This is a genomic window from Sphingobium sp. SYK-6, assembly GCF_000283515.1.
GTDB lineage: Bacteria > Pseudomonadota > Alphaproteobacteria > Sphingomonadales > Sphingomonadaceae > Sphingobium > Sphingobium lignivorans.
Genome location: NC_015976.1, coordinates 1,479,806 through 1,506,208 on the forward strand (window position 1 = coordinate 1,479,806; position 26,403 = coordinate 1,506,208).

At 67.9% G+C, this 26,403-nt stretch carries 28 protein-coding genes; 16 read left to right on the plus strand and 12 right to left on the minus strand.

Annotated elements, in window-relative coordinates; all coding sequences use genetic code 11:
* Positions 1-126 precede the first annotated feature (126 nt).
* Positions 127-666, minus strand: coding sequence for a 16S rRNA (guanine(966)-N(2))-methyltransferase RsmD (gene rsmD, locus SLG_RS06685; protein ID WP_014075686.1), 540 nt, complete (start codon positions 664-666; stop codon positions 127-129).
* Positions 667-682: 16 nt separating this feature from the next.
* On the minus strand, positions 683-1,822 hold the full coding sequence (locus tag SLG_RS06690) for a pseudouridine synthase (RefSeq protein WP_014075687.1): 1,140 nt from the start codon (positions 1,820-1,822) through the stop codon (positions 683-685).
* Positions 1,823-1,953: 131 nt separating this feature from the next.
* Here SLG_RS06690 and SLG_RS06695 point away from each other — a divergent pair, with 131 nt between their 5' ends.
* Both SLG_RS06695 and SLG_RS06700 read left to right on the plus strand, forming a co-directional pair.
* Entirely contained in the window at positions 1,954-2,391 is a 438-nt protein-coding gene (locus SLG_RS06695) for a response regulator (RefSeq protein WP_014075688.1), read from the plus strand.
* Positions 2,392-2,509: 118 nt separating this feature from the next.
* Positions 2,510-3,868 carry an AmpG family muropeptide MFS transporter gene (locus SLG_RS06700; protein ID WP_014075689.1) on the plus strand — a complete coding sequence of 453 codons (1,359 nt, stop codon included), beginning with the start codon at positions 2,510-2,512 and terminating at the stop codon, positions 3,866-3,868.
* Between the two features lie 33 nt (positions 3,869-3,901).
* Here SLG_RS06700 and SLG_RS06705 read toward each other — a convergent pair whose 3' ends face one another.
* A complete protein-coding gene (locus SLG_RS06705; protein ID WP_051003708.1) occupies positions 3,902-5,371 on the minus strand; it encodes a serine hydrolase domain-containing protein in 1,470 nt (489 codons plus the stop codon).
* A gap of 152 nt (positions 5,372-5,523) precedes the next feature.
* Positions 5,524-5,724, minus strand: coding sequence for a hypothetical protein (locus SLG_RS06710; protein WP_083853454.1), 201 nt, complete (start codon positions 5,722-5,724; stop codon positions 5,524-5,526).
* Between the two features lie 157 nt (positions 5,725-5,881).
* On the opposite strand from SLG_RS06710, the gene SLG_RS06715 reads away from it, so the two are divergent.
* Positions 5,882-6,469, plus strand: coding sequence for a hypothetical protein (locus SLG_RS06715; protein WP_158512690.1), 588 nt, complete (start codon positions 5,882-5,884; stop codon positions 6,467-6,469).
* 49 nt (positions 6,470-6,518) lie between these two features.
* On the opposite strand, the gene SLG_RS06720 is transcribed toward SLG_RS06715, so the two are convergent.
* The 8 genes from SLG_RS06720 to SLG_RS06750 form a co-directional block, all read right to left on the minus strand.
* Positions 6,519-7,862 carry a bifunctional folylpolyglutamate synthase/dihydrofolate synthase gene (locus SLG_RS06720; RefSeq protein WP_014075693.1) on the minus strand — a complete coding sequence of 448 codons (1,344 nt, stop codon included), beginning with the start codon at positions 7,860-7,862 and terminating at the stop codon, positions 6,519-6,521.
* 270 nt (positions 7,863-8,132) lie between these two features.
* Positions 8,133-8,987: an acetyl-CoA carboxylase, carboxyltransferase subunit beta gene (gene accD, locus SLG_RS06725; RefSeq protein WP_014075694.1), complete on the minus strand. Its 855-nt coding sequence runs from the start codon at positions 8,985-8,987 to the stop codon at positions 8,133-8,135.
* Positions 8,984-9,793 (minus strand): tryptophan synthase subunit alpha, encoded by an 810-nt coding sequence (gene trpA, locus SLG_RS06730; RefSeq protein ID WP_014075695.1) that lies wholly within the window; start codon positions 9,791-9,793, stop codon positions 8,984-8,986. Before trpA ends, accD begins: the two co-directional genes overlap by 4 nt.
* A complete protein-coding gene (locus tag SLG_RS06735; protein WP_014075696.1) occupies positions 9,790-10,179 on the minus strand; it encodes an endonuclease domain-containing protein in 390 nt (129 codons plus the stop codon). Before SLG_RS06735 ends, trpA begins: the two co-directional genes overlap by 4 nt.
* A 72-nt stretch (positions 10,180-10,251) precedes the next feature.
* Positions 10,252-11,508 carry a tryptophan synthase subunit beta gene (gene trpB, locus SLG_RS06740; protein WP_014075697.1) on the minus strand — a complete coding sequence of 419 codons (1,257 nt, stop codon included), beginning with the start codon at positions 11,506-11,508 and terminating at the stop codon, positions 10,252-10,254.
* 101 nt (positions 11,509-11,609) lie between these two features.
* Entirely contained in the window at positions 11,610-12,254 is a 645-nt protein-coding gene (locus SLG_RS06745) for a phosphoribosylanthranilate isomerase (RefSeq protein WP_014075698.1), read from the minus strand.
* Between the two features lie 263 nt (positions 12,255-12,517).
* On the minus strand, positions 12,518-12,985 hold the full coding sequence (locus SLG_RS21265) for a hypothetical protein (RefSeq protein ID WP_148276473.1): 468 nt from the start codon (positions 12,983-12,985) through the stop codon (positions 12,518-12,520).
* 557 nt (positions 12,986-13,542) lie between these two features.
* The gene (locus SLG_RS06750; RefSeq protein ID WP_014075699.1) at positions 13,543-14,169 is read right to left on the minus strand and encodes a prolyl hydroxylase family protein; all 627 of its coding nucleotides are present in this window, start codon (positions 14,167-14,169) and stop codon (positions 13,543-13,545) included.
* 201 nt (positions 14,170-14,370) lie between these two features.
* Between SLG_RS06750 and SLG_RS06755 the strand changes: the two genes are divergently transcribed.
* From SLG_RS06755 to SLG_RS06815, 13 genes are all read left to right on the plus strand, one after another.
* The gene (locus tag SLG_RS06755) at positions 14,371-15,240 is read left to right on the plus strand and encodes a type II secretion system protein N (RefSeq protein ID WP_014075700.1); all 870 of its coding nucleotides are present in this window, start codon (positions 14,371-14,373) and stop codon (positions 15,238-15,240) included.
* Entirely contained in the window at positions 15,237-17,420 is a 2,184-nt protein-coding gene (gspD, locus tag SLG_RS06760; RefSeq protein ID WP_014075701.1) for a type II secretion system secretin GspD, read from the plus strand. The genes SLG_RS06755 and gspD overlap by 4 nt, the downstream gene beginning before the upstream one ends.
* Positions 17,417-18,970: a GspE/PulE family protein gene (locus SLG_RS06765; protein WP_014075702.1), complete on the plus strand. Its 1,554-nt coding sequence runs from the start codon at positions 17,417-17,419 to the stop codon at positions 18,968-18,970. Before gspD ends, SLG_RS06765 begins: the two co-directional genes overlap by 4 nt.
* Positions 18,963-20,219: a type II secretion system inner membrane protein GspF gene (gspF, locus tag SLG_RS06770; protein ID WP_014075703.1), complete on the plus strand. Its 1,257-nt coding sequence runs from the start codon at positions 18,963-18,965 to the stop codon at positions 20,217-20,219. Before SLG_RS06765 ends, gspF begins: the two co-directional genes overlap by 8 nt.
* 79 nt (positions 20,220-20,298) lie before the next feature.
* The gene (gene gspG, locus SLG_RS06775; protein WP_041392819.1) at positions 20,299-20,751 is read left to right on the plus strand and encodes a type II secretion system major pseudopilin GspG; all 453 of its coding nucleotides are present in this window, start codon (positions 20,299-20,301) and stop codon (positions 20,749-20,751) included.
* Positions 20,752-20,794: 43 nt separating this feature from the next.
* Positions 20,795-21,157, plus strand: coding sequence for a type II secretion system minor pseudopilin GspI (gspI, locus tag SLG_RS06780; protein ID WP_014075705.1), 363 nt, complete (start codon positions 20,795-20,797; stop codon positions 21,155-21,157).
* Positions 21,154-21,651: a GspH/FimT family pseudopilin gene (locus tag SLG_RS20660; RefSeq protein ID WP_014075706.1), complete on the plus strand. Its 498-nt coding sequence runs from the start codon at positions 21,154-21,156 to the stop codon at positions 21,649-21,651. The genes gspI and SLG_RS20660 overlap by 4 nt, the downstream gene beginning before the upstream one ends.
* Positions 21,641-22,318 (plus strand): type II secretion system minor pseudopilin GspJ, encoded by a 678-nt coding sequence (gene gspJ / locus SLG_RS06790; protein WP_014075707.1) that lies wholly within the window; start codon positions 21,641-21,643, stop codon positions 22,316-22,318. The genes SLG_RS20660 and gspJ overlap by 11 nt, the downstream gene beginning before the upstream one ends.
* On the plus strand, positions 22,308-23,324 hold the full coding sequence (gspK, locus tag SLG_RS06795) for a type II secretion system minor pseudopilin GspK (protein WP_014075708.1): 1,017 nt from the start codon (positions 22,308-22,310) through the stop codon (positions 23,322-23,324). The genes gspJ and gspK overlap by 11 nt, the downstream gene beginning before the upstream one ends.
* Positions 23,321-24,436: a type II secretion system protein GspL gene (gene gspL, locus SLG_RS06800; protein WP_041391790.1), complete on the plus strand. Its 1,116-nt coding sequence runs from the start codon at positions 23,321-23,323 to the stop codon at positions 24,434-24,436. The genes gspK and gspL overlap by 4 nt, the downstream gene beginning before the upstream one ends.
* Positions 24,436-24,918 (plus strand): type II secretion system protein GspM, encoded by a 483-nt coding sequence (gene gspM, locus SLG_RS06805; protein ID WP_014075710.1) that lies wholly within the window; start codon positions 24,436-24,438, stop codon positions 24,916-24,918. The genes gspL and gspM overlap by 1 nt, the downstream gene beginning before the upstream one ends.
* Complete coding sequence (gspN, locus tag SLG_RS06810; protein ID WP_014075711.1) at positions 24,915-25,637, plus strand: type II secretion system protein N; 723 nt, start codon at positions 24,915-24,917, stop codon at positions 25,635-25,637. Before gspM ends, gspN begins: the two co-directional genes overlap by 4 nt.
* An 8-nt stretch (positions 25,638-25,645) precedes the next feature.
* A complete protein-coding gene (locus tag SLG_RS06815) occupies positions 25,646-26,398 on the plus strand; it encodes a prepilin peptidase (protein ID WP_041392823.1) in 753 nt (250 codons plus the stop codon).
* Positions 26,399-26,403 lie beyond the last annotated feature (5 nt).

The following is a 26,403-nucleotide window of genomic DNA, read 5'->3' on the forward strand; positions in this document are numbered from 1 at the left end:
CCGGAGCCGAAAGATGCGGAGCCGCACCCGATAGCGAGCCGCCCCCTTCGGTCTTACTAGCCGATCGGCACGGCAGGGCAATCATGGCGCTGCCTGTCCTGAATGCCGGACAGGCTCACGCTCCCCTCACGCCGCCCGCAGCAGGTGCAGCTTTGCCTTGCCGACGACGCGTTCGGCGTCGATGTCGAAGCCTTTGACGTCGAGCGTTTCGTCGCGGGCGGTTTCGATGCTGATCCAGGTGCCGGGGCCGGTCCAGCCGAAGCGGGAGAGCTTGTCGAGCGCGACGGCGCCGGCGCCGGTGCCGTAGGGCGGGTCCATGAAGATGACGTCCAGCGGCGCGGGGGCGGGGCCGAGGGCGAGGACGTCGCCCTGGCGGATATCCGGCCGGGGGAGGCCGAGCTTCGCCGCGTTGGCACGGATCGCGTCGATCGCCGCGCGGTCCCGCTCCACGAACAGGCAGGCGGCGGCGCCGCGCGAGAGCGCTTCCAGCCCGAGCGCGCCGGAGCCGGCGAAGAAATCCCCCACGCGCAGCTCCTCGAAACTGCCGAGGCGGCTGGTGAGCATGGAGAATAATGTCTCGCGGGTGCGGTCCGCGGTGGGGCGCGTGGCCTCGCCGGCGGGGGCGACGAGCGGCCGCCCGCGCCATTGCCCGGAAATGATCCTCATGTGCGGGGCTCCCTGCTCAGTCCAGTGTCTTGCGGAACTTGACGAGATCGACCCGCCGCACTTCCACCACCTCGCCCGGCTGGGAATCGCCGAGGACGAAGGGGCCGTAGCGCGTGCGGATGAGGCGGCTGACGCGCAGCCCGAGATGCTCCAGCACGCGGCGCACCTCGCGGTTCTTGCCCTCGGTCAGCGTCATCTCGACCCACTGGTTGCGGCCGGTGCGCCGCTCCAGATTGGCATCGATGCGCCCGTAGCGCATGCCTTCGATCTCCACGCCCTCGATGAGATCCTCAAGCTGCGCCTGGCTGACCTCGCCGAAGACGCGGGCGCGATAGGTGCGCTCGACGCCGGTGGCGGGCAGCTCCAGCTGGCGCTTGAGCTCGCCATCGGTGGTGAGGAGCAGCAGCCCCTCCGTGTTAAGATCGAGCCGGCCGACGGGCATGACGCGCGGCAGATCCTTCGGCAGCCGGTCGTAGATGGTCGGGCGGCCTGCCGGGTCCTTCGCAGTGGTGAGCAGGCCGGTGGGCTTGTGGAACAGGAAGAGGCGGGCGGGAGTCGGCTCCTGCACCGGATTGCCGTCCACGGTGACGCCGCGCAGCGAGGTGAGGATGGTGGCGGGCGTGGTGAGCACCGCGCCATCGAGCGCGATGCGGCCCTCGCCGATCATGCGCTCGATATCCCGGCGGCTGGCGATGCCGGCGCGGGCAAGCAGCTTGGCGATGCGATCGCCCTTGTGATCGGCCTTGTGATCGCCGGCGCGAGTCTCGGCGCGATCCCCTTCCGGAGCGCCGTCGCGGGGCTTGCGCGCCCCCGGCTTGCCTGCGGGCCGGGCAGCGCCGCGCGGCGGGCGCGCGGGGCGGGACGAGGAGAAAGCAGGCTTGTCGGTCGCGGGACGTGCGCCCGGCTTGCGAGTGGCGGGGCGCTGGCCGGGCTTTCCGGTGGCGGGGCGCGCGTCAGCCTTTCCGGCCGGTGAGCGCGTGTCCGGTCCGGCAGGCGGACGGGCGCCGGAGCGGGCGTCCGAGCGGGGCTTGTCCGACCGGGCGGGCTTGCGCGCGTCCGGGCCATCGGCGGATGGGCGGCGCCGTCCCCCTGCGGGTCCGGTCGCGCCATTGCGCGGCGGGCGCCGGGGCCCTCTTGGTCCAGTGGCGTTGGCCATGCCTTGTCCTTTTTCGATCTGCTGTGTCGCTCTTGCACTGGCGAATCGCGGGGCGCCATCCTAGCGCCGAAAGGCGCCGGCGATCCTGTGCGGGTCGGCCTGGGTAGTGGCGCAACCGGGATGAGGCGGCAATGTTTTTCTCGAAGAGCGCGCAGCAGATACGCCGCATCCTCCTCGTCGAGGATGAGCCGCTGCTGGCCTTCGATGCCGAGCATGCGCTGCAGCAGGCGGGCTATGAGGTCGTCGCCACGGTGGACCGTTTCCGCGACGCGACAAAGGTCATCCTGGGCCAGGGCGGCATCGATCTGGTGATTACCGACATTCGCCTGCGCGGCGTGCGCTCCGGGGTGGAGCTGGCCCGGCATGCGCGCGAGCTGGGCATCGCGGTGCTCTTCGCTACCGCCACCTGCCCGGAGGAAGCGGCGGGGCAGGGCATCGCGTTCGGCTGCCTCGCCAAGCCCTTCCAGCCGCAGGATCTGGTGCGCGCCATCGCGGTCTGCGAGCGGCTGGTCGGCGGCCTGCCGCCGGGACGCCTGCCGCCGGGGCTGCGGCTTTTCCCGCGCGATTGAACGCGCGATCGCGCCGGTCCGGGCCGTCCGTGCGGATCATCGCCCGGCAACGGGGGCTGGCGAAACCCGCGCGGGGCGCTAAGCAGGACGGCCGGATCGCACAAAGGGGCAGGCAAGCATGTCGCAGACGCTGATTTTCGCACTCATCGTGGGTGCCGTGATTGCCGTGGGCTTCGTGGTGCCCGCCTTCCGGCCCTATCTGCGGCCGATGCCGTTCGTCGCCTTCCTGCTCGGCATTTCCAGCGGCTTCCCGCTCACCCTGCTGCTCGCGACGATGACCTTCTGGCTCTCGAAAGTGGGCATCGACAAGTCGACCATCGGCTTCGCGATCGGCCTCACCACGCCCTATACGCTCAAGTTCCTGTGGGCGCCGCTGGTCGACAAGCTGCCGCTGCCGGTGCTTTCCCGACTGTTCGGGCAGCGGCGGGCATGGCTGTTCTTCATCCAGGCGCTGCTCTTCGTCGCGATCTGGCAGCTCGGCGCGAGCGACCCCGCCAACGACCTCGCGCGGTTCGCGATCTGCGCCATCGCCGTCGCGTTCCTCTCGGCGACGCAGGACATCGTGATCGATGCCTATCGCATCGAGATCCTGAGCGAGGAGGAATTGCCGCACGGCACCGCGATGAACCAGTTCGGCTATCGCACGGGCAATCTGCTGGCGGGCGCGGGCACCATCTTCCTTGCCTCGAGCGAAGGCGCGGGGCTCGGCTGGGCCGTGGCCTATGGCATCACGGCCTTCTGCGTGCTCCCCGCCGCGATCGGTGCGCTGATCGCGGGGCCGGGGCGCTATGTGGCGCATGCGGCCGTGCGGCGGGGCGGCTCGATCGGCAACTGGATGACCGAGACGATCGTCAATCCCTTCCGCGAATTCCTCACGCGTCACGGCGCCTTTCTCGTCCTGGGCTTCGTGCTGACCTACAAGATCGGCGATGCCATGGGGCAGACGATGCTCGCCCCGATGATCGTGGAGCTGGGCTTCACCGACACGGAATATGTCACGGTGAACAAGTTCGTCGGCTTCGCGGCGCTCATCGCCGGCTCGGCGCTGGGTGCGCCCTTCATCGCCTGGCTCGGCATGGGGCGCGCGCTGTTCGTCTCGGGCCTCCTGATGATGTTCTCCAACCTGCTCTTCTGCCTGCTGGCGCTCGCCGGCCATTCCACGCCCATGCTCGCGCTGGCGGTGGGGACCGAGAATTTCACCAGCGGTATCGGGCTCACGGTGTTCGTGACCTATCTCTCCGGCCTTTCGAGCCTCGCCTACACAGCCACGCAGTTCGCGCTGCTTTCCTCCTTCGCGGCGGTCGGGCGGACATGGCTCTCGACACCCTCGGGCTATCTCGCCGAGGCCTTCGGCTGGGTCGGCTTCTGGGCCTTCACGGTGGTGGTGGCGGTACCCGGCATGCTGCTGCTCTGGATCATGTGGGCGAAGGGCTTCGTCGTGGAATCGGTGCGACAATCCAGCACCACGGACGACTGAGGCGGTCGCTGCAGGGCGCGCCCGGTTTGAAGGCTAGGGCGCGGCCGATTTCATGCGGCGCAGTTTCGCGAGGCCCCTGACCGCATAGTCATTGGCTGGATCGAGCTTCAACGAATGTTCGAAAAAGCCGATCGCGGCGGGTCGATCGCCGCGTGCGCTGGCGCTGTCCGCCAGGCCGTCCCATGCGTAGACCAGGTCGGGAAAGCGCTGGAGGCCGGCCCGGAAGATGGCATCGGCTTCCGCAAGTCGACGGCCATCGACCAGATCATAGCCGAGGTCCAGCAGCGTATCGCCATTTGCATCCGCCAATGGCGGGATCTGCTGCCGGGCCTGGTCGAAGCGGGCGAGGGCTGCAGGCACGCCGTCCTGAATCACGACGTCCCAGAGCGCATCGCGAAGCTGCGGTGCCGGCATCTTGTAGGGCGCGCCCAGAGTGATCGCCGAAAGGTTGACCGCCGCCTTTGCCGCCGACATCCTGTCGCCATTGCCGAGGACGATGACCGTCAACCGGTCGTCCGGAAAGCGCAGGATATAGGACGAGAAGCCCCCATCGCTGCCCGAATGGGCGACCGTCCTGCGGCCGAACCGCGTGCCGATCTCCCAGCCATAACCATAGCCGTTCCGGTAAGGCGTGAAGATCTCGTCCAGCGACTGGCGGGAAACGAGCTTTTCCGTATAGAGGGCCTGATCCCAGCGCAGCAGATCGCCGGTCGTCGACACGATGCCGGTGTCGCCCAGCCTCGTCGACGGATCGACGTAGGTCGCAGTGATGAAATCCGTGCCCCTGGAATAATAGCCTGTCGCGGCGCCCGGAATGACGGCCCGGTTGTCGTCATAGCCGCTGTGCGTCATGCCGAGCGGCGTGAAGATATTGGCCTTCAGGAATTGATCGAAGGCTGAACCCGATACGCGCTCGATGATGAGCCCGAGCAGGAAATAACCAGAGTTCGAATAGGAATATTTCTCTCCCGGCGTGAATTCCAGGGGGAGCGCGCGAAACAGATCGACGAATTCCGCCCTGGTGTAGCGCTTGAGGCTCAGCTCGTCGTCCCAGTCGGGGAGGCTGGACACATTCGGGATGCCCGAGCTGTGGGTCAGAAGATGGCGGATCGTGATGGGCTTCCAGGCCGCGGGGCAATCGGCGAGATAGGTGCAGATCGGATCGCCGACTTCCAGCTTTCCGCGATCGCGCAACTGGATGATCACCATGGCGGTGAACTGCTTGGTCAGGGAGGCGACGTGGTACACGGTCTCCGGCGTGTTCGGCACGCCCAGCTCATGGCTCGCCATGCCATAAGCGGTGTCGATGAGCGGCACGCCGTCCCGCGCGACGAGAACCGCGCCGGTGAACTGATCATGGGCAACCGCGGCGCGCATATAGCCATCGGCCCGGGCGCGCAGCTCATCCTGCGACGGCGCCGCCACGCTCGTCGGTGCCGGCGTTTGCGCCATGCCGGGCATCCCCATCATCAGGCCGCCGATCACGGCAGCCGCGCATGTCATTGAAACTCGCTGCATCGAAGGCCCTTTGCCTATCCGGTATCTCTGTCCGTGGAGGAAGCTATAGCGGGATTGAAGGCCTGCGGAATAGCCGCAGCGCGGCGCGTGGACCGGGCCCGAGGCCGGCACCCGCATCGGGCGGCGAACCGATGCCGTCAGCTCTTGAGCGTGACCCAGACCTCCACGGGCGCGACGAACTTGCCCGGGGCGGGCTTGCCGACATGCACGCGATCGGCCGTCACCAGCTCACCCGTGGCGAGATTGAAGCTGGTCCATGGCTTGGGCATACGGCCGAACGTCATTTTCTGGATGGGCTGGCCCGTGGCGGAATTCATGATGGTTGCGATGACACTCATGCGCGTGCCGATAGCCATCGGAGCATGGATCGGTCCAGAAGGAAAGAGGATGGCGCGCCGGTGTTTGTCGTGAGCCTGCCGATGCCCCGGCGGAGCGCTGCTGGTGTTGAGCGAGCGACGTGATTGAACGGAATGGCGGGAAATGGGTTTGGTGTTCATGAGGATGTTTTCGCCTTGCCTGATGGTCTTGTCCTGCCTTGCGCTGGCGGCCTGTGAGCAGAAGAATGGAGAGGGCGCGACAGGTGCGAGCGCGCCCGAGGCTGCATCTGCCCCGGAAACGGCGCGTCCTTTGCCCGAGGGCGATGTCGCGGGAGCGACGAACGATGCCGATGACGGAGCGCCGGACCTGCGGCCCCCTCCGCTGACGCCCGAGGCCGAACGCGGCGTGAAGGGCGCGCGCAATGTCCTTCTCTCCTTCGCGCGGGCGATAGAGCTCGGGGACTATGGACAGGCCTGGGCCATGCTGGGGCCCGCCGACCGGGAGAAATGGACGAAAGCGGCCTTCGCCGCGATCTTCAGCGATCTGGACGATATCGTCGTCGCGATGCCGGACGGCAGCATGGAAGGCGCCGCGGGCTCAAGCTATTACAGCGCGCCGATCAGCGTGACGGGCAAGGACGCTGAGGGTCGCCCCGTGCGCATCGAAGGGGAGGCCATCCTTCGCCGCGTCAACGATATCGAGGGGGCAAGCCCCGAACAGCTGCGCTGGCATTTCGAGACGGTCACGCTTTCCGCGACGCATTGAGGACGGGCCGTGCGGCACCGATAATCCCGGGCCTTTCGCGGATCGCCGCTCAGGCCGGGACCTGATCGTTTGCCACCAGCACCTGGCCGGCGAGATAGAGCGTGCCGGCGATGAGCACCGTGCGGTGCCGGTCCGGCGCGGCGGCGATGTCCGCAAAGGCTTCGCGGATCGTGAGGAAGGCGCTGTGCGGCACATCCCAGTCGGCGGCGACGGCGGCGAAGACCTCCGGCCCGTGATGCTCATGGCCCGGCACGGGCAGCGAGCGGATGGAGCGGACGAGCGGCCGCAGGGGCTCCAGGAAGCCGCGCACATCCTTGTTGGACAGCATGCCGGTGACGAGATCGATGCCATCCGGCGCGAGGCCGCCATCGCTCAGCGCCTTCGCCAGGGCCTGCCCGGCATCGGGATTGTGCCCGCCATCCAGGATGAGCGTGCGATCGGGCAGCATGGCATTGAGCGGGCCGCCCTCCAGCCGCTGCATGCGCGCGGGCCATTGCGCCCAGAGCGGCGCGGCGCGCAGCGCGGCATCGCTGACCGGCAGCACGTCCCGGCTGCGCAGCATGGCGATGGCGAGGCCGAGATTGGCGATCTGGTGCGCGCCGCCGAGGCGGGGCGGGGGCAGTTCCAGCCGCCCTTCCTGATCGCGATAATGGAGCTGGCCCTGATATTCCGCCACGTCCCAACTTTCGCCGCGCGGCATGAAGCGCGTGCCGGCATGGCCCGCGACCCGGGCAATGGTAGCCATCATCGGGCCGGGATAACGCTGGGTGACGAGCGGGGCGCCGGGCTTGGCGATGCCCGCCTTCTCGAACGCGATGCGGCAGAGCGGATCGGCCGGCACGCCTTCTTCCGGCGCCAGCAGGAAGGATTCATGATCGATGGCGAGCGAGGCGATGCCGCAGGCCACGGGCGCCTGCAGCACGTTGGTCGCGTCCAGCCGCCCGCCAAGGCCGACCTCGATGATGCAGGCATCGGCGGGGATGGTGGCGAACAGCATGAAGGCGGCGGCGGTGGTGATCTCGAAGAAGCTCGCGTTCAGATCGCCGCCGATGTCCAGCACTTCCTCCAGCGCGCGGGCCAGCGTCGCATCGTCGATCAGCGTGCCGGCAAGGCGGATGCGCTCGTTGAAGCGCACCAGATGCGGCGACGTGAAGACATGGACGCTCCGCCCGTCCGCCTCCAGCGCGGCGCGCAGATAAGCGCAGGTCGATCCCTTGCCGTTCGTGCCCGCGACATGGAACACCGGCGGCAGCGCCAGATGCGGATCGCCGAGCCGCCGGACCAGCTCGCTGATCCGCTCCAGCCCGAGCACGTCGCGGCCCGGGGAAAGGGCCATGAGCCGATCGAGCTGGGTCTGCACGGCGGGGTCGTCTGAAACGGCGTGGTCAGCCATTGAGGGCTCCGTCAATCCTCCTCCCGCCTGCGGAAGGGGTCAGGGTGGGCATTGCTGCGCAGCGAGGGCCGGCGCCGGATGTGCTTGCCCATCCCGAGGCTTCTCGCAAGCGGGAAAGGACAAGACCTAGGGCGGATCGACATTCAGCGCTGGCGGCCTGCAAAAGGCGGTTTCCCGGGCTTCCGGTGCTCACGTACCTTGAGTACGCTGCGCTCCGGGTCCCGAGAAACCACCATTTTCGCCACGCCATCATCTGAATGTCGATCAGCCCTAGGCGGCGCGCGCCGCCGTCAGATAGCCGATGGTCCTGGCCAGCGTGGCGCGCAGATCCTTGCGGTGCGTCACCATGTCGATCATGCCGTGATCCAGCAGATATTCGGCGCGCTGGAACCCCTCGGGCAGCTTCTCGCGGATCGTGTTCTCGATCACGCGCGCGCCGGCAAAGGCGATGAGCGCGCCGGGCTCGGCGATCTGGATATCGCCCAGCATGGCGTAGCTGGCCGTGACGCCGCCGGTGGTGGGGTCGGTCAGCACCACGATATAGGGCTGGCCCGCCGCGCGGAGCTGCTGGATCGCCACGGTCGCGCGCGGCATCTGCATGAGCGAGAGAATGCCCTCCTGCATGCGGGCGCCGCCGGCGGCGGTGAAGATGACATAAGGGCAACGCCGCTTGACCGCTTCCCGGACGCCCGCGACGAAGGCCGCGCCGACCGCCGTGCCCATCGACCCGCCCATGAAGGCGAAATCCTGCACGCCGACCACGGCCTGATGGCCCTCGATCGTGCCGCTGGCGTTTAGCAGCGCATCCTGCTCGCCGGTCTGCGCGCGAGCGGCCTTGATGCGATCCGTATAACGCTTGGAATCGCGGAATTTCAGCGGGTCTTCCCTGACCTGCGGCGCGGGCAGCAGCTTCATCGTGCCCTCGTCGAAGACCTGGGCGAAGCGCAGCCTGGGGCCAATGCGGCCATGATGATCACAGCGCGGGCAGACGGAGAGATTCTCCTCCCATTCCTTCTGGAAGATCATCTGCCCGCAGCCGGTGCATTTGTGCCAGAGATTGTCCGGCGTATCCGCCTTCCGGGCAATGAAGGGAATGGCGTTGCGGACGCGGTTGAGCCAGCTCATGCGACCTGTTCCTTTGCGTTGAGAGCCGCGCGCAGCGACGCGACGAAATCGCGCACATGCGGCGCGGCCTGTGATCCATGGTTGCCGACGAGCTCGACAATGGCCGAGCCGACCACGACGCCATCGGCATGCGCGCCGAACGCGGCGGCCTGCTCTGGCGTGCGCACGCCGAAGCCGACAGCCACCGGCAGATCAGTCGCCGCCTTGAGCTTGGCAACGGCAGCGCCGACGCTGGCCTGCGCGGCCTGCTGGAGCCCGGTGATGCCGGCAACCGAGACATAATAAAGGAAGCCCGATGCGCCCGCGAGCACGGCCGGCAGGCGCGCCGCATCCGTGGTCGGCGTGGCGAGGCGGATGAGGCTGACGCCGGCCGCGCGCAGGGCAGGGCCAAGCTCGGCATCTTCCTCGGGCGGGATGTCGACGCAGATGACGCCATCGACACCGGCCCTGGCGCATTCGCTCGCGAACCAGTCCGCGCCGCGAATGGTCATGGGATTGGCATAGCCCATCAGGACCAGCGGGACTTGCGGATGGCGGGCGCGGAAGGCGGCGGCGATCTCGAAGATCCTTGCCGTGCTGATCCCCGCAGCCATGGCGCGCAGGTTCGCGGCCTGGATGGCGGGGCCGTCCGCCATGGGATCGGTGAAGGGCATGCCCAGCTCGATGACGTCCGCGCCGCCCGCGACGAGGGCGTCGAGGATGGCGGGCGTGTCGGCCGGCGTGGGATCGCCGCCCGTCACGAAGGTGACGAGCGCGGCGCGGCCTTCTTCGCGGGCACGGGCGAAGGCGGAAGACAGTCTATTCATGCGACACCTATAGCCCTCTCCCCTGCAGGGGAGAGGGTTGGGAGAGGGGGAAGGAGCCGCGTTTCAATCGCAGAAAGGCCCCCCTCCAGATTTCCAACCACATCGGCATTTGCAAACCGGATCACATCATATCCTTGATGCCGCAGGAAGTCCGTTCGCTCGGCGTCATAGCCCGGCTGGAGCGCGTGGCCGTCTCCGTCGACCTCTATAATCAGCGTCGGTTCGCGAGAGGCGAAGTCGACGATATAGGGGCCAACCACCTTCTGCCTGCGAAATTTGTGACCCGCGAAGCGCTTGGCCCGCAGCGCGAGCCAAAGGCGCGTTTCGGCCTCGGTGGCGTTGGTGCGCATCGTTTTGGCGTGCGCGGTCAGGCGAGGGTCACGCATGCCCCTCTCCCAACCTCGGTTGGAGGCACGTGACTCCAACCGACCCCTGAAGGGGAGAGGGCTTGAGGAAAGTCATATCTCGGCCCCCAGCGCCTCGGCCACCGTGTAGATGTCCTTGTCGCCGCGGCCCGAGACGTTGACGACGATGATCTCGTCCTCGCGCATATCCAGTGCCTTGGTCTCGAGTGCTGCCAGGGCATGGGAGCTTTCCAGCGCGGGGATGATGCCCTCGGTGCGGCAGGTGAGCTGGAAGGCGTCGAGCGCCTGCCGGTCCGTCACCGGCAGATAGGTCACGCGGCCGCTCTCGTGCAGCCAGCTGTGCTCGGGGCCGATGCCGGGATAATCGAGGCCTGCCGAGATGCTGTGCGCCTCGGTGATCTGGCCGTCTTCGTCCTGCAGCAGATAGGTCTTGTTGCCGTGGAGGATGCCGGGCTTGCCGCCGGTGAGGCTGGCGGCATGCTGGCCGCTCTCGATGCCATGGCCCGCCGCTTCCACGCCGACCATCGCGACGTCCGGATCGTCGAGAAAGGGATGGAACAGACCGATGGCGTTGGAGCCGCCGCCGACGGCCGCGATCAGCAGATCGGGCAGGCGGCCTTCCGCCTTCATGATCTGCTCGCGCGTCTCCTTGCCGATGACGCTCTGGAAATCGCGCACCAGCTCGGGATAGGGGTGCGGGCCCGCCGCCGTGCCGATGATGTAGAAGGTATCATGGACGTTCGCGACCCAGTCGCGCAGCGCCTCGTTCATCGCGTCCTTGAGGGACTGCGAGCCGCTGGTGACGGGGCGCACTTCCGCGCCGAGCAGCTTCATGCGGAAGACATTGGGCTGCTGGCGCTCGATGTCCTTGGCGCCCATGAAAATGGTGCAGGGCAGGCCGAAGCGCGCGCAGACGGTGGCCGTCGCCACGCCATGCTGGCCCGCGCCGGTCTCGGCGATGATCCGCGTCTTGCCCATGCGGATGGCGAGCAGGATCTGGCCGATGCAGTTATTGATCTTGTGCGCGCCGGTGTGATTGAGCTCCTCGCGCTTGAAATAAATCTTCGCGCCGAAGCCGGGCTGCGCGCGCTCGCGATAATAGGCCGTCAGCCGCTCGGCGAAATAAAGCGGCGAGGGGCGGCCGACATAATGCGTCATCAGGCCGTTGAACTCGGCCTCGAAAGCGGGGTCCTCCTTGGCGGCGCGATATTCGCGCTCCAGGTCGAGGATCAGCGGCATCAGCGTCTCGGCGACATAGCGCCCGCCGAACGCGCCGAAATGGCCGCGCTCGTCAGGCAGTGCGCGCAGGGAATTGGGAAGAGTGCCGGAAGGGCTGGTCGCAGCAGTCATGGTCGTCTCGATCTCGCAGATATGTTGGTCCGTTCGCTTCAGTTCCTCAGGAAGCGATCAGCGCCATCGTACCCCGACGCGCCCGGCATGAGCGGTGATCCTCAACATCGCGAGACCGCTTCGCAGAAAGCCGCGATCCTGTCCATATCCTTGATCCCCGGCGCGCTCTCGACGCCGGAGGACACATCGACCAGCGGCGCGCCGGTGAGGCGGAGGGCGTGCGCGACATTGTCCGCATCCAGCCCGCCCGAGAGGCCCCAGGGCAAGGGCGGGCGGTGGCCGGCGAGGAGCGTCCAGTCGAAGCGATGGCCCATGCCCCCGGGCAGCGCCGCGCCCTCGGGCGTCTTTGCGTCAAAGAGCAGCCGGTCCGCCGCCCCGGCATAGGCATTGCCGGCCGCGAGATCGGCAGCGCTCTTGACCGGAATGGCCTTCCAGGTTTCGAGCCCGGTGCGCTGGCGGATCGCCGCGACGCGGGCGGGCTCCTCCTTGCCGTGGAGCTGGAGGACATGCAGGCCGCCCGCCGCGATCAGCGCGTCGATGATGGCATCATCCGGATCGACGAGCACGGCGACGCGCGCGACATGCTCGGGCACACGCGGCGCCAGATCGGCCAGCGCGGCGGGCGCGAGATGGCGAGGGCTGCGCGGGAAATGGACGAAGCCGACATGGCTCGCGCCGCCGCGCATGGCGGCGTCGATCGCATCGGGGGTGCGGACCCCGCAGATCTTGATGGCGACTTGCGACATGAACGGCCTTTGATGAGGAGCATCATGGCGCCGCAGGGCAGCGCCGCGGCCCCGTTAGAGCATTTCCGCGCCGGATGGAAACATCCTGCGAGATGGAGGGGGCGGTGCAGGGCGCGGGCGGGGGAGGGGATTTCACGCGGCGTGCGAATTCCAAGCCCTACGAGCGTCCGCTTTCAAGGGTCTCTGAGAGCGGTCGGAAAGGCAGCTAAGGGGTGGTGAGGGGACGGTCTGCTATCAAACTTGAAAAAGGAAATAGCGGCCATTTATTCGACGTAGAGATCAACCATTGCGCGCCGCTTGGACGTATCAGTAAGGATCGTCAGAGTGCCCCCGTGCGGCGCATCGCGTGGCGTCGCAATGTAGATTGTCGCGATAGGAAAGTTCTCGCCAGTTTTCGGGCCACAACAATAATCATGGGCCATACCGGCATCAGCCTTATCGACACAAAGACTACTTTGTCCAGTTCGGCAAACCGGTGGCACCTGAAATTTGTGTCCCGACATTAATTTGGAGAAATCGTCAGGCTCTACTTCAAACGAGCACCGCTCAAGGACATCGGTGACGCCAAAGCTGGTACAATCGACTCCTCTGATGGATTGCGGCAACTTCTCTAAGTTCAGCATCGTTGCCACATGGTGGCGATCGTCCCAACGCCAGACGAACACAGCTAACGCGCCAACAGCACCTATTAGCGCAAGGCCTATCAGACTGCGGCGAAGTAGCGTCATCATTGTGTCTGCAATGACCGCTATTAGGCAGTAAATTGCAAGCGGGGAATGACCAGAAAGTCGTCGTGTCCGGAAAGGCCGCTCTTGAGGCCTCGCACCTGATTTCCGGCCGTTCGCCATCGTCTTGTTAACCATTTTTCATGGCCGAATGCGGAGCAAGCGGTTCCGGTTGTAACACCGAAGATGTCGCATAAAAGTGCGAATGTCAGCTTTCAGGACACAGGGCTTGCAGGAGCTATGGCGTAAGCGTCGTGGCGAGCGGACATTTCCACTTTTCGTCATTCCCGCGCATGCGGGAATCCAGCTGAGACATCGCGTACGAGTGCCGGGGTGCAACTGGATTCCCGCGTGCGCGGGAATGACGATGTGGGACGAGGTGACGTCTCTTTTGGCGTCCGGAATGGCCGCTTTTGAGGTCTCGCCCCTCATTTTCCGCCATTGGGGCTCTGCGCTGTTAACCATCATTCATGGACGACTGCTGGACGTCGTCAATGACGAGATAGGGTGCGCCACCATGGCCTCGGAACCTGTCCACACCGCCAAACGGCGCTTCCCCCGCTTCAGCCGATCCAGAGGCGCTCGCGATACCATTTGGTGATGATATATTTGGTGCCTGCGCGCACTTTCATGCCGTGATGGATGGAGGCGGGATTGGGGCGCCCGTCGGGCAGGCGGTTGTTCCAGGCCACCAGCTTCCCGGTCTCCGGCTGGATGGTCTTGCCCAGCTTGGTGAAGCGCGTGGCGCCACCGGCGCCGGGCTCGTTCAGATAGACCATCAACGTCCATGTCCGGTTGCCCGAGCGGGAACAGTAAGTCGCGAAGTCGCGGCCACTGGGCTCGAAATAATCGGTATGGGCCTTGAACTCCTGACCCACGCCGTAACGCTGGCCCTGCAGCGGCTCGCCATGGGCCGGATCGAGGCCGGCATAAGCCGCGAGGCGGGCATTGATGGCCGCCACGAACGGGTCGGCATCATCGAGATCGCAGGTCTCGCTGGTCCGGAAAGCATCATAGCCCATGTCGTCGGCAATGGTGGAGGGGCGGCGATTGGCATCGATCCGCTCGATCAGGCCAGCGCATGCCCCGGCGTCCAGGAAGTCGCGCTTCATGAACAGCACGAGCTCGGGCCGCGGCAAGCGCTGAATGCCCGGCTGGGCGGCGAGAAGAGGCGCGTCCGATGTCGACATGATGCGATCGGCTGATTAGCAAGTGGATCATGTCCCGATCAACCGCGATGATCGTTAATGTTTGTTAACGCGGAAAGATTTCGGACCGTTAAATTCGATGATCATGGACGCGATGTCATTTTTTGGTAACCTTGATGTCGCGGATCGGTCATAGAGCGAGCATAGGCAACGCGGGCTTTGCTGGGAGGGCCTGACTCTAAGATGCGGTGGACCGAACTCATTCGGCGTGCGCGGCGGTCCCGATCGCCTGAATCGTCCGATCTCGGCCAGTGGATCGAGGCGGCGCTGCTCGTCATGCTGCTCATCCAGTTCGCTCGCCTGCTCTGGGCACTGGTGACCCCCGTCGGCCTCTATGGCGACTGGCGCGCGCGCGAGCCGGTCGTGGTCAGCGCCGATGCCCGCAAGGCCCTGTTCGCCGGCTTCGATCCGTTCTTCCGCGCGGGCGTCGCGGCGGGGGCAGGCGAGGGCGGCGCGCAGCAAGTGACATCCCTGCCGCTCCAGCTGTTCGGCATCAGCCTCAACGAGGCATCGGGCGGGGGATCGGCCATCATCGCCAGCGAAGGCGGCGAGCAGACAAGCTATGCGGTCGGTGACGAGATCGCGCCGGGCGTGACGCTCAAGTCCGTGCAGTTCGATCATGTCGTGATCGAGCGGGGCGGGGTCACGGAAACGCTTTATATCGATCAGTCTGGCGGTGACGGAAGCGGCGATGCGGCCGGCGCGCCGGATGGCGGCGCTCCCGCCGACAATGCGGCGCAGCCCGGCCCCGGCGGCGGCGCGGGCGCGCTTACGCCTGAGGGCATTCTCGGCGCCGTCAGCATGGTCCCGCGCTCGGAAAACGGCCGGGTGACCGGCATCGTGGTCGGCGCGCAGGGCGATGCCGGCATTCTCTCGCGGGCCGGCTTCCGTCCGGGCGACATCATCGTGCAGGTGAGCGGACAGCCGGTGCGCTCGGCGGGCGACATCCAGGCCCTGCAGGAATCGCTTCGCCCCGGCGCGCGCCTGTCCCTCATGGTCGAGCGCGGTTCGGCCACCGTGCCCATTTCTCTCATACTTCCGGAAAATAGATGACAGTCCTGCCAAAATTCCGCCGACTTGCCGGAACTGCCGTTCTCGCGCTGCTGTGCGCAGTGCCGGCGCTGGGACAGCTGAGCCTTAATGTCCGGGACGCGGACATCCGCGCCTTCATCCAGGATGCCGCGCGCGTCACGGGGCGCACGTTCATCATCGACAACCGGGTGCAGGGCAAGGTCTCGGTCGTCACCGACCGGCCGCTCACCCGCTCGGAATATTTCGAGATCTTTCTCTCCACGCTGCGGGCCAACGGGCTGGTGGCAGTGCCCGCGACGGGCGGCGCGTTTCGCATCCAGCCGGCGGAAGGCGTCGCGGGGCAGCCGGGGCAGGTCGGCGGCTCGGCGCATCGCAACCAGTTCGTAACCGAAGTCATCCGCTTGCGTTCGATCGACGCGCAGTCCGCGCTCGAGACGCTGCGGCCGCTGGTCAGCCGGGACGGTTCGATCACCGCGAACCGCTCCGGGCGGTCGATCGTCGTGGCGGACTATGCCGACAATATCACGCGGATCCGGCAAGTGCTGGCGCAAGTCGATACGGATGGCTCGTCCACCACGCTCATTGCGCTCAAGAATGCCGGGGCCCGGGAGATCGCCCAATCCCTCCAGGCGCTCGTCGCCGGGGGCGGGGAAGGCGCGCCGGCCGGCGCGACCGTGGTCGCCATCGACAGCTCGAACAGCATCGCCATCCGGGGCGACGCCACGACCGTTTCGCGCCTCTCGGCCATGGTGCGCGAACTCGACACGCGTGCCGCCACGGGCACGGAAATCCGCGTCTACTGGCTGCAGCATGCCGATGCGGACAAGATGGTGCCGGTGCTCCAGCAATTGCTCGGCCAGGCAGCCACCACGGGTGGATCGACCGCTGCCTCCACCCGGCAGAGTGGCGGAAATGGCGGCAACACGCCGCCGCCGGCAGCCGCGACGCCGGTCTCCGCGACATCGGGCGAGGGCGGCGTGGCCGGTCGTGGACCCGCTGTCGTGACTCGCTATGACGGCGCGAATGCCGTGATCGTCGCCGCCAATGGCGATACCCAGCGAATGCTGGGCGAAGTGATCCGCCAGCTCGATACGCGCCGGGACCAGGTGCTGGTCGAGGCGATCATCGTCGAGATCGGCAACAACGCGGCGCGCCAGCTGGGCGTGCAGTTCCTCATCGGCAGCACCAAGACCGGCTTTGCCGCCACCAATTATTCGAACGCCCAGCCCAACATCCTGACGCTCGCCGGTGCCATCGCGGCCGACCGGCTGAGCACGCAGGAAACGGTGGTCGTGGCGCCGGACGGCACGCGCACCACGACGACGACCACGGAGAATGGCGGCCTCGTCAGCGAATTGCAGGGCGCCGCGGTCGACTCGCTGCGCAGCGCGCGCGGCGGCTTCGGCGGGATCGCGACGGAGATCGGCAAGAACGGCATCTTCGGCGCCATCATCAACGCGGTGCAGGCCGATACGGAAAGCAATGTGCTTTCCACGCCCTCGATCACCACGCTGGACAACCAGCAGGCGCGCATGCTCGTGGGCCAGGAAGTGCCGGTGGCGACCGGCGAGGCGCTCAGCCCGAATTTCGACAACCAGTTCCGCACCGTGCAGCGCCAGAATGTCGGCATCATGCTGGACGTGACGCCGCAGGTCAGCTCGGACGGCACGATCAAGCTCTTCCTCAAGCAGGAAGTGAGCAGCGTCGCCGGGCCGGTCTCCAACGACAGCAGCGACCTCATCATCAATAAGCGCGAGTTCGAGACGACCGTGCTGGTCGATGATGGGGATATCCTCGCCATCGGCGGCCTGCTGGACGACAATGAGCGGCGCACCATCGAGAAGATCCCGCTGCTGGGCGACCTGCCGCTGCTGGGCAATCTCTTCAAGTCGCGCAGCCGGGCGCGGGCGAAGACCAATCTCATGGTCTTCATCCGGCCGACGATCCTGAGCAGCAAGGCGGATGCGCAGGAACTGACGGCGCGGCGCTACGGCTATATTCGCGGGCGGCAGGCGCTCGCCAATCCCGGCGTGGAACCATCCATCGACGAACTCGTCCGTGACTATATGGGCGCCGCGCTGCCGGTGAGTGCCACGGCGCGCCCGGACGATCAGGTGATCGACGGGCGCATCACGCCCATCGAGGAAACGCGCTCCCAGGCGGTGGTGACCACCCAGGACGAGAAAGGCGGGCAGAAATGATCGATCCGTCCCGGAACGATCCCGAAGTGCCTCCCGGCGAGGGACCGGACCGGGCCGTGCTGCCGATCGACATCCCCTATGGCTTCGCGCGCCGGCACGGCGTGGTCATCACCTCGCTGGCGACCGGCGACGACCCTGCCGAGCGGATCACGATCGCCTTGCGCGAAGGCGCGGACCCGCGCGTGCTCGTGGAGGTGCGGCGGCATCTGGCGCGCAGCTTCGACGTGACCATCGCCAGCGCGCAGGCCTTCGAGAAGCATCTCTCCGACCATTATGCGATGGAAGGCTCGGCCGCCGCCATGGCCGGATCGCTGGCCATGGGCGGGGACGATCTCGATTTCATCGCCGGCGACCTGCCGACCGCCGAGGACCTGCTGGACAGCGGCGACGACGCGCCCGCCATCCGCCTCATCAACGGCATCATCGCGGAAGCCGCGCGGCAGGGCGTCTCCGACATCCATATCGAGCCCTATGAGACCGGCCTCGTGGTGCGCATGCGCATGGACGGCGTGCTGCGCGAGACGCTGCGCATGCCGGCCCATGTCGCGCCCGTGGTGGTCAGCCGCGTCAAGGTCATGGCCCGGCTGGACATCGCCGAGCGGCGCGTGCCGCAGGACGGGCGCATCGGCCTGACGCTCGGCGGCAAGATGCTGGACGTGCGCGTCTCCACGCTGCCGAGCCGGGCAGGCGAACGCGTGGTGCTGCGTATTCTGGACAAGGAGAATGCGGGCATCTCGCTCGATATTCTCGGCCTCACCGGCATCGCCGACTCCGTCTTCCGCAGCGCGCTGGGCGAGCCCAACGGCATCATCCTCGTCACCGGCCCGACCGGCAGCGGCAAGACGACGACGCTTTATGCCGGGCTGCGCCAGCTCAATGACGGCAGCCGCAACATCCTCACGGTCGAGGACCCGGTGGAATATGCCATCGAAGGTGTCGGGCAGACGCAGGTGAACGCCAAGGTGGGCCTTTCCTTCGCGGCGGGGCTGCGCGCCATCCTGCGGCAGGACCCGGACGTGGTGATGGTCGGCGAAATCCGCGACCGGGAGACGGCCGAGATCGCGGTGCAGGCATCGCTCACCGGCCATCTCGTGCTCTCCACCGTGCACACCAATGATGCGGTGGGCGCGATCACGCGCATGCGCGACATGAAAGTGGAGCCCTTCCTGCTCGCTTCCACCCTGCGCGCGGTGATCGCGCAGCGGCTGGTGCGGCGGCTGTGCCCCCATTGCCGCGAACAGGTGCAGGCGGACAAGTCGGTCAGCGCGCTGCTCGGCATCGACGAAGGCGCGCTCATCTACCGTCCGCGCGGTTGCGAGCACTGCACCGGCAGCGGCTACAAGGGCCGCGTCGGCGTGTTCGAGGCGATCCGCGTCGACGACACCATCCGCCGGATGATCAACGAGGGCGGCGATGAATCGCTGATCGCTCGCCATGCCTTCCTCCATGCGCCCAATCTCGTCTCCTCGGCGCGGGCGCTGGTGCTGGGCGGCGAGACGAGCGCGGAGGAAGCGATCCGGATCTCGCGCCGCGAAACGATCGATGCCTGAATTCGACTATGTGGTGATCGACGGCTCCGGGCGGGAGAAGCGCGGGCTGCTGCGGGCGGATTCGATGAACGACGCGCGCGATGCGCTGGCCGCGAAGAAGCTGTTCGTGGTGCGGATCGCGGAAGGGCGCGGGGCGAGCCGTGGCGCCGCCGAGGCGGGGAAGGGGCGCGCGCTCTCCGGCCGCAGCCTGTTCACGCTGGAGCGCAACCGCCTCTCGACCAAGGACCTCACGCTGTTCACGCGGCAGCTCTCGACGCTGGCGCAGGTCTCCCCGCTGGAGGAAGCGCTGCGCACCATCACGCGCCAGAGCGAGAAGCAGCATGTGCGCGACATCGTCTCGCGCGTGCATTCCGGCGTGGTCGAAGGACGCAGCCTCGGCGAGGCGATGGCCACCGAGCCCAGGAGCTTCCCGGGCCTCTATCGCGCGATGATCGCCGCCGGCGAACGCTCCGGGAGCCTGCCCGCCTTGACCGAGCGGCTCGCCCTGCTGCTCGAACGGCAATCGGAAATGCGCTCCAAGATGCTGACGGCGCTGGCTTATCCCACCGTGCTCGCGGTGTTCGCGGTGATCGTGGTGGTGTCGCTCATGATCTTCGTCGTGCCGCTGGTGGTGGAGCAGTTCGATACGCTGGGGCAGCAACTGCCGCTGCTCACGCGGATCGTCATGGGCATTTCCAATGTGCTGGCGCGCTGGTGGTGGGCGATCCTGATCGTCCTGGGATTGCTGGGCTTCCTCGGCTGGCGCGCGCTGCGCAACGAGGCGGTGCGCCTGCAGGCGGACGGCATGCTGCTGCGGACGCCGTTTCTGGGCCGGCTGCTGCGCGATCTCCATGCCGCGCGCATGGCGCGCACGCTCGCCACCATGGTCGAGAGCCGGCTGCCGGTGATGGAAGGGCTCGCGCTCACCGTGCCGACCGTCCATAATCGCGTGCTGCGCGCGGCGACGGCGGAGATCGTCGAGGCCGTGCGCGGTGGCGGCAGTCTCTCGGCAGCGATGCGCCGGGCGGACGTCTTCCCGCCCTTGCTCGTCTATCTCGCCGCCAGCGGCGAGAGCGCGGGCCAGCTCGACCTCATGCTGGAGCGGGCCGCCGATTATCTGGAACGCGAGTTCGACGGCTTCACCGCCGCCGCGCTTTCCATGCTGGAGCCGCTGATCATCATCGTCATGGGTGGTATCGTGGCGATCATCATTCTCTCGATTCTGCTGCCGATCATGCAGCTGCAGAATCTCACAGGTGCCGGAGTCTGACATCATGAACGCCGCTCAATCCGACCATGCCGCACAAACCCTCCCGATCTCCCCGCGCGCGTCGGGGCTGCCGGAAGCGATGGCGCGATCCCTCGCCGGGCGACTGAAGCGGGGCGGGGAACAGGGCTTCACCCTGATCGAGCTGCTGGTCGTGATCGTCATCATCGGCCTGCTCGGCACCATCGTCGCCATCAACGTGTTCGGCGCGCTCGGCACCAGCAATGTCGCCAAGGCCAAGGCGGACATCGCCACGCTGGAATCCGCACTGGAACAGTATCGGCTCGACAATCTCACTTATCCGAGCAGCAGCGACGGCCTCAATGCGCTGCTCTCGCCGCCGCCGGGCCTGATGCAGCCCGAGCGCTACCGGCAGGGCGGCTATATCAAGAAGCTGCCCAACGACCCCTGGAACCGGCCGTATCAATATGCCGCGCCGGGCCGTCGCGGGCCGTTCGACGTCTATTCGCTCGGCGCGGATGGCCAGAGCGGCGGCGATGGCGAGAATGCGGACATCTATTCGAGCGATCTCTAGGCCCGCGCGGCGGATCGGCGCGCGCCGGAAGGATGCACGGGACATGATGCGGAGCGGCCAGCGCGGCTTCACCCTGCTCGAGATGCTGGTCGCGCTCACGATCTTCAGCATCGCCGGGCTCGCGCTCGTGCGGCTGCAGGCGGTCTCGGCCCGCACCTCGGTCGATCTGCGCACGCGGACCCTTGCGCAGATCGTGGCGCGCAATCTCATGGTGGAGCGCCTGACCGACCCCGCAGCGCCTGCGCTCGGCACGAGCGAAGGCACGGCGGAGAATGCCGGCGCGCAGTGGCGCTGGGCGCAGCAGGTGGAGGAAGGCGACGAAGGCAGGCTCGTCGTCATCACCCTGCGGGTCGATGGCGGGCCGGGCCAGTCCCCGGCAGTGCTCACCTTCGGTCGCGCGAAATGAGGACGCGCCGTCCCGGCACAGGGCGCGCGTGCGCCTCCGCACCCCGGTTCGGCGCGGCGCAGCAGGGCTTCACGCTGGTCGAGCTGATGGTCGTGATCGTCATCATCGGCCTCATGTCCGGCGCGGTGGTGCTCACCATGGCCGATCCTCGGGGGCGCATTTCCGGGGATATCGATCGCTTCGCCGGGCGCGTGCGCGCCGCGCGCGACGATGCCGTCATCAGCGGGCGGGCGGTTGCGCTGTGGGTCTCGCCGACTGCCTATGGGTTCGAGCAGCGCGCACGCGGGCAATGGCAACCGGTGCGGGAAGGGCCGCTGGCCTCGCAGGACTGGTCCGGCGGCGCCAGCGCGGACCTCGGTTCGGCGGGGCAGGCCCGCATCGTGTTCGACAGCGTCGGCCGCGCCGACCAGCCGCTGCGGTTCGTGCTGCGGCGCGACGACCAGCAAGTAACGCTGCGCATGGACCTCGACGGGAATGTGAGCAGTGGTGACTGAGCCGGGTCCACAGCTTGCGCCCGGACGGCGGGACAGCGGCTTCACGCTGATCGAGCTGCTCGTCGCGGTGATGATCTTCGCGATGCTGGCGACGGCTGGCGTCGCCCTGCTGCGCAGCAGCGTGGACGGGCAGGCGGCGGTGCGGACGCATCTGGACGCGCTGGCCGACGTGCAGCGCGGCCTCGCCACGCTCGACGCGGATCTCTCGCAGGCCGTGGTGCGGATCAGCCGGACGGATGCCGGCACGCTCGCGCCGGTCTTCTTCGGGCGGGCGGCGCAGGGGGATGAGCCGCTCATGCAGTTCGTGCGCGACGGCTGGGCCAATCCCGGCACGCTGCGCCGCCCCAGTCTGCAGAAAGTCGAATATTGGTGGCGGGACGGGCGGCTCGAACGGATCGGCTATGCAGCGGTGGACGGCGCGCCGGCGCCCGAGCCGGCCGTGCTGTTCGACGACGTGACGGCACTGACGCTGCGCTATCGCGCGCGCAACGGCGCCTGGCTGGAGCGCTGGGCGCCCGCACGACCGATCGACATGCCGACCGCCGTCGAGATCGCGCTCACGCGGCGCAACGCGGCGCCGCTGACGCTGCGCTTCCTCGTCGGCACGGCGATGAGCCAGCCGCCCGTCGACGACGCCGCAGCCGGAGGCCTTGCCGATGGTCAATGAGCGCGCATCCGAGCGCGGGGCGGCACTGCTCACCGTGCTGCTGCTGGTGGCGATCCTCTCGGTCATCACGGCGGTCGCGCTCGAGCGGCTGACGCTGGCCAGCCGCATGACCCGCAACATCGTCTCCGCAGATCAGGGCCGCGCCTATCTGCTGACGGCCGAGCAGATGGCGGCGATGCGCGTGAGCGACCTTGTCGCGATGCGGCCGGACCGCACCACGCTGGAAGGCGGATGGCTGGGGCGCGATCAGGTGATCGCCGTGCCCGGCGGCACGGTGACGGCGCGCATCATCGACCGGGGCAACTGCTTCAACCTCAACAGCCTCGTGAAAGGCCCGGACGACGGCGCCGACGAGGCGGCTTTCTCCGGGGAGGAGACGCTGGTGGCGCGGCCGGAAGGCATCGAGCAGTTCGCCGGCCTCATGCGCCTGCTCGGCATCGAGCATGGCACGGCGCTGCAAGTGGCGATTACGGCGGCGGACTGGATCGACAGCGATTCAACGCCCGGCAATGGCGGGGCCGAGGACCAGTTCTATGCGGGCTTCTCGCCGCCCTATCGCGCGGCCAACATGCTGATGGCGGACCCGAGCGAACTGCTGATGGTGGGGGCCGTCACCCCGGAAATCTACCAGCGCCTGCGCCCCTGGATCTGCGCGCTGCCGACGACGGCGCTTTCGCCCATCAACGTGAACACGCTGCTGCCGGGGCAAGCGGTGCTGCTCGCCATGCTCGCGCCCGAAGCGCTGGGGCTCGAGCAGGCCCGGCAGGTGCTGGCGCAGCGGCCGGTTGGAGGCTATGGCAGCCTCGTGACGTTCCGGAGCCTGCCGGCACTGGCAAGGCTCAATCTGTCCGATTCCGCCTGGGAGCAGCTGGCGCAGAAGACACGCTGGTTCGAAGTGGCGCTGAGGGCCGATCTCGGGGGAGACACGGTGGAAGAGATTGTGCTGATCGATGCGGGACGTAGGCCGGCGCGGCTCGTGCGCCGCCAGTGGGGCGAGGATTCTTGAGACACGACTATATCATCCTTCTGCCGCCCGAACGGGACGCGTCGCCGCTCTGGTATCGCGTCGCCGATGACAGGATCGTGCGGCGCGGGCGCGGCACCGAGTGGCTGCCACCCGATCAGGCCGACGAGCCGGAGGCGGGCATCGGCGAGGTCATGCTGGTGCTGCCGCCGCAGGCCACCACGCTGCACTGGATCGCCTGCCCGGGCATGACGCCCCGGCAGGGCGCGGCCGCGGCGCGGCTGATGGCGCTGCAGGCAAGCATCGGCGAGCCGGACCAGCTCCACGCGGCAGTCGCGGCCAATGACGATCCCGACGCGCCGCATGTCGTGGCGGTGACGAGCCAGAGCGCGATGACGCACTGGCTGGACTGGGCCGCGACACATGGCGTCGGTCGGGCGAGCATCGTGCCCTCGGCCCTGTTGCTGCCCGGACCGGCAAGCGGGTTCGTGCGCGGGCAGGTCGGGGCCGGCGAGGTCGTGCGCGGCGTCGACACGGCGTTCGACGGCGAGGAAGTGATCGCTCCGCTGATCATCGGCGATGCGCCGGTGACGCCGGTGTCCGACGAGGAAGTGGACGCGGCTCTGCTCTCGGCGCTCGACGAACCGCCGCTCGACCTGCGGCAGGGCAATTTCGCGCGGCGCGCGCCGGCACTGATCGATTCCGCGCGGATGCGGCGCATCGGTCTGCTGCTCGGGCTCACGGGCCTGTGCATGCTGCTCGTCTCTCTCGTGACCATCATCCGCTTGAATGCCGAATCCTCGCGGCTGGACGCGCAGACCGTGGAACTGGCCCGCACGATCGATCCCTCCGTGAGCGACCCGGACATGGCGGACGGGCGCATGACGGCGCTGCTCGCCGCCCGGGGCGGGCGGGGCGGCTTCACCGGCATGATGGCCGGGCTGATGGCCGCGATGCAGGCCAATGCCAATGTCGTGCTCACCAATGTCAATCAGGGCGGGGATGGAACGCTGCGCGTCCAGCTCGCCGCCGTCCGCGCCGAGGACATCAACGACGTGCTCATCGCCATACAGGAAGCGGGCTGGCGGATCAGCGCCAACGCGGTACAGCAACGGGGCGGCCGTGTGATCGCCGATATCATGGTGGTGCGCTGATGTTGCAGGCTATGCGGGCATGGTGGGCCAACCACAGCGAGCGCGAGCAGCGCTTCATGGTGGTGCTGGGCGTCATCGCATTCGTGATCTTCCTCTGGCTGGGCGTGCTGCGGCCGATCGGCGGGGCGCTCTCGGCGGGCTGGGAGCGGCAGCGGCTGGCGCTCGACCGCTATGCCTCCGTGCGCGACAAGGTGGCGGAACTGCGCCAGCGCCCGGCCGAGCGCCAGCAGGCGGACCGCGTGCCGCTCGATCAGCTCGTCGGCCAGAGCGCGGCGGAAGCGGGCTTCACGCTCGACCGCGCGACGCTGCAGGGCGAGGGGCGCATGTCGATCAACATGGGATCGGCCCGGGTCGGCCCGCTCCTCCAGTGGATATCGACGCTGGAGCAGGCCGGCGTGATGGTGCAGACGATCAGCATCGTGCCCGGCGCGGCCGAAGGCACGGTCGCCGTCCAGGCGGTGCTCGAGGAGATCAGGCCATGATCGGCTGGACGCGCACCACCCGCGTGAAAATCATGCTGGTGATCATCCTTGCCATCGGCATCCTGATCACCTGGCCGTTGCGAGCGGCGTTCGGCATCTTCGGGCTCAAGGAAATGGGCGTCGCCGCACGATCCCTGCGCGGGCCGATCTGGTGGGGCGGCGCCGAGGAACTGCAGGTGCGGGGCGTCAATCTCGGCACGGTCGACGTGTTTCTCAATCCCGTCCAGCTGCTCATCGGGCGCGTGCGCATCGATGTCGCGCGGCGGCGCGGCAATGCCGACGACATCGCCGGTGCCTTCACGATCGGCTTCGGTCGCCGGGGCATCGATGACGTGACGGGCGCGCTGGCCCTTGCCGCGCCGCTCGCGCCGCTGCCGGTGAGCCGGGTCGAGTTCGAGGACCTGACCGTCCACTTCACCGGCGGTCTGTGCACGCGCGCGGAAGGGCAGGTGCGCGCCCGCGTGCCCGCCCTCATCAGCGGCCTTGCGCTGTCCAACGGCTTTTCCGGCCAGGCGCGCTGCGCGGGCGACGTGGTCGAGCTGCCGCTGGCCAGCCAGTCCGGGCAGGAGCAGCTCAACATCCGCATCAAGAGCGACGGCAGCTACGAAGCCGCGATGCGCGTGCGCACGAGCGACCCGCTGCTGATTGCCGCGCTGGGCGCCAATGGCTTCCGCCCCGTGGGCGACGAGCAGATATTGCGGACGGTCGGCCGGTTGTGAATCCCGCCATGCAGGACGGCCTGCGCATCCTGCTCGGCGCGGGGGCGGGCGCGATCATCGGCAGCTTCCTCGGCGCGATCGTGACGCGCTGGCCCCGGGGGGAGTCGGTGGTCAGGGGACGATCGCGCTGCGACAGCTGCGGGCGCACCCTGGGACCGCTGGAGCTGATCCCGCTGCTCGGCGCGCTTCTCGCGCGCGGGCGGTGCAGAAGCTGCGGCGCGCGGATCGACCCGGCCCACATGGTCATGGAAGCGGGCGCGGCGCTGATCGGCGGTGTCTTGTTCTGGTGGCTGCCGTTGCCCGCTGCGCTGTTCTTCGCCGCCGGCGGCTGGCTGCTGCTGACGCTCGCCATGCTCGATGCGCGTCATCACTGGTTGCCGGACGCACTCACATTGCCGCTCGCCGCTCTCGGGCTGACGATCGGCGACTGGTTCCTGCCGGCGAGTTTCGAGGCGCGGCTGATCGGCGCGGGCGCGGGCTATCTGTGCCTCTTCGCGCTCGCGCTCGCGTATCGACGGACGCGCGGGCGGGAGGGACTGGGACTGGGCGACGCGAAGCTGCTGGGCGCGCTGGGCGCCTGGCTTGGCTGGCCATCGCTGCCGCTTCTGCTGCTGATCGCCAGCGTGGCGGGGCTGCTCTGGGCCCTGACGCTGAAGCTGACCGGCCGCGAGATCGATGCCACGACCCGGCTGCCGCTGGGCACGTTCCTTTGCCTCGCGGTCCTGCCGGCTGCCTGGGCGGGGCGGGCGATCGGGCTGTGACGGGG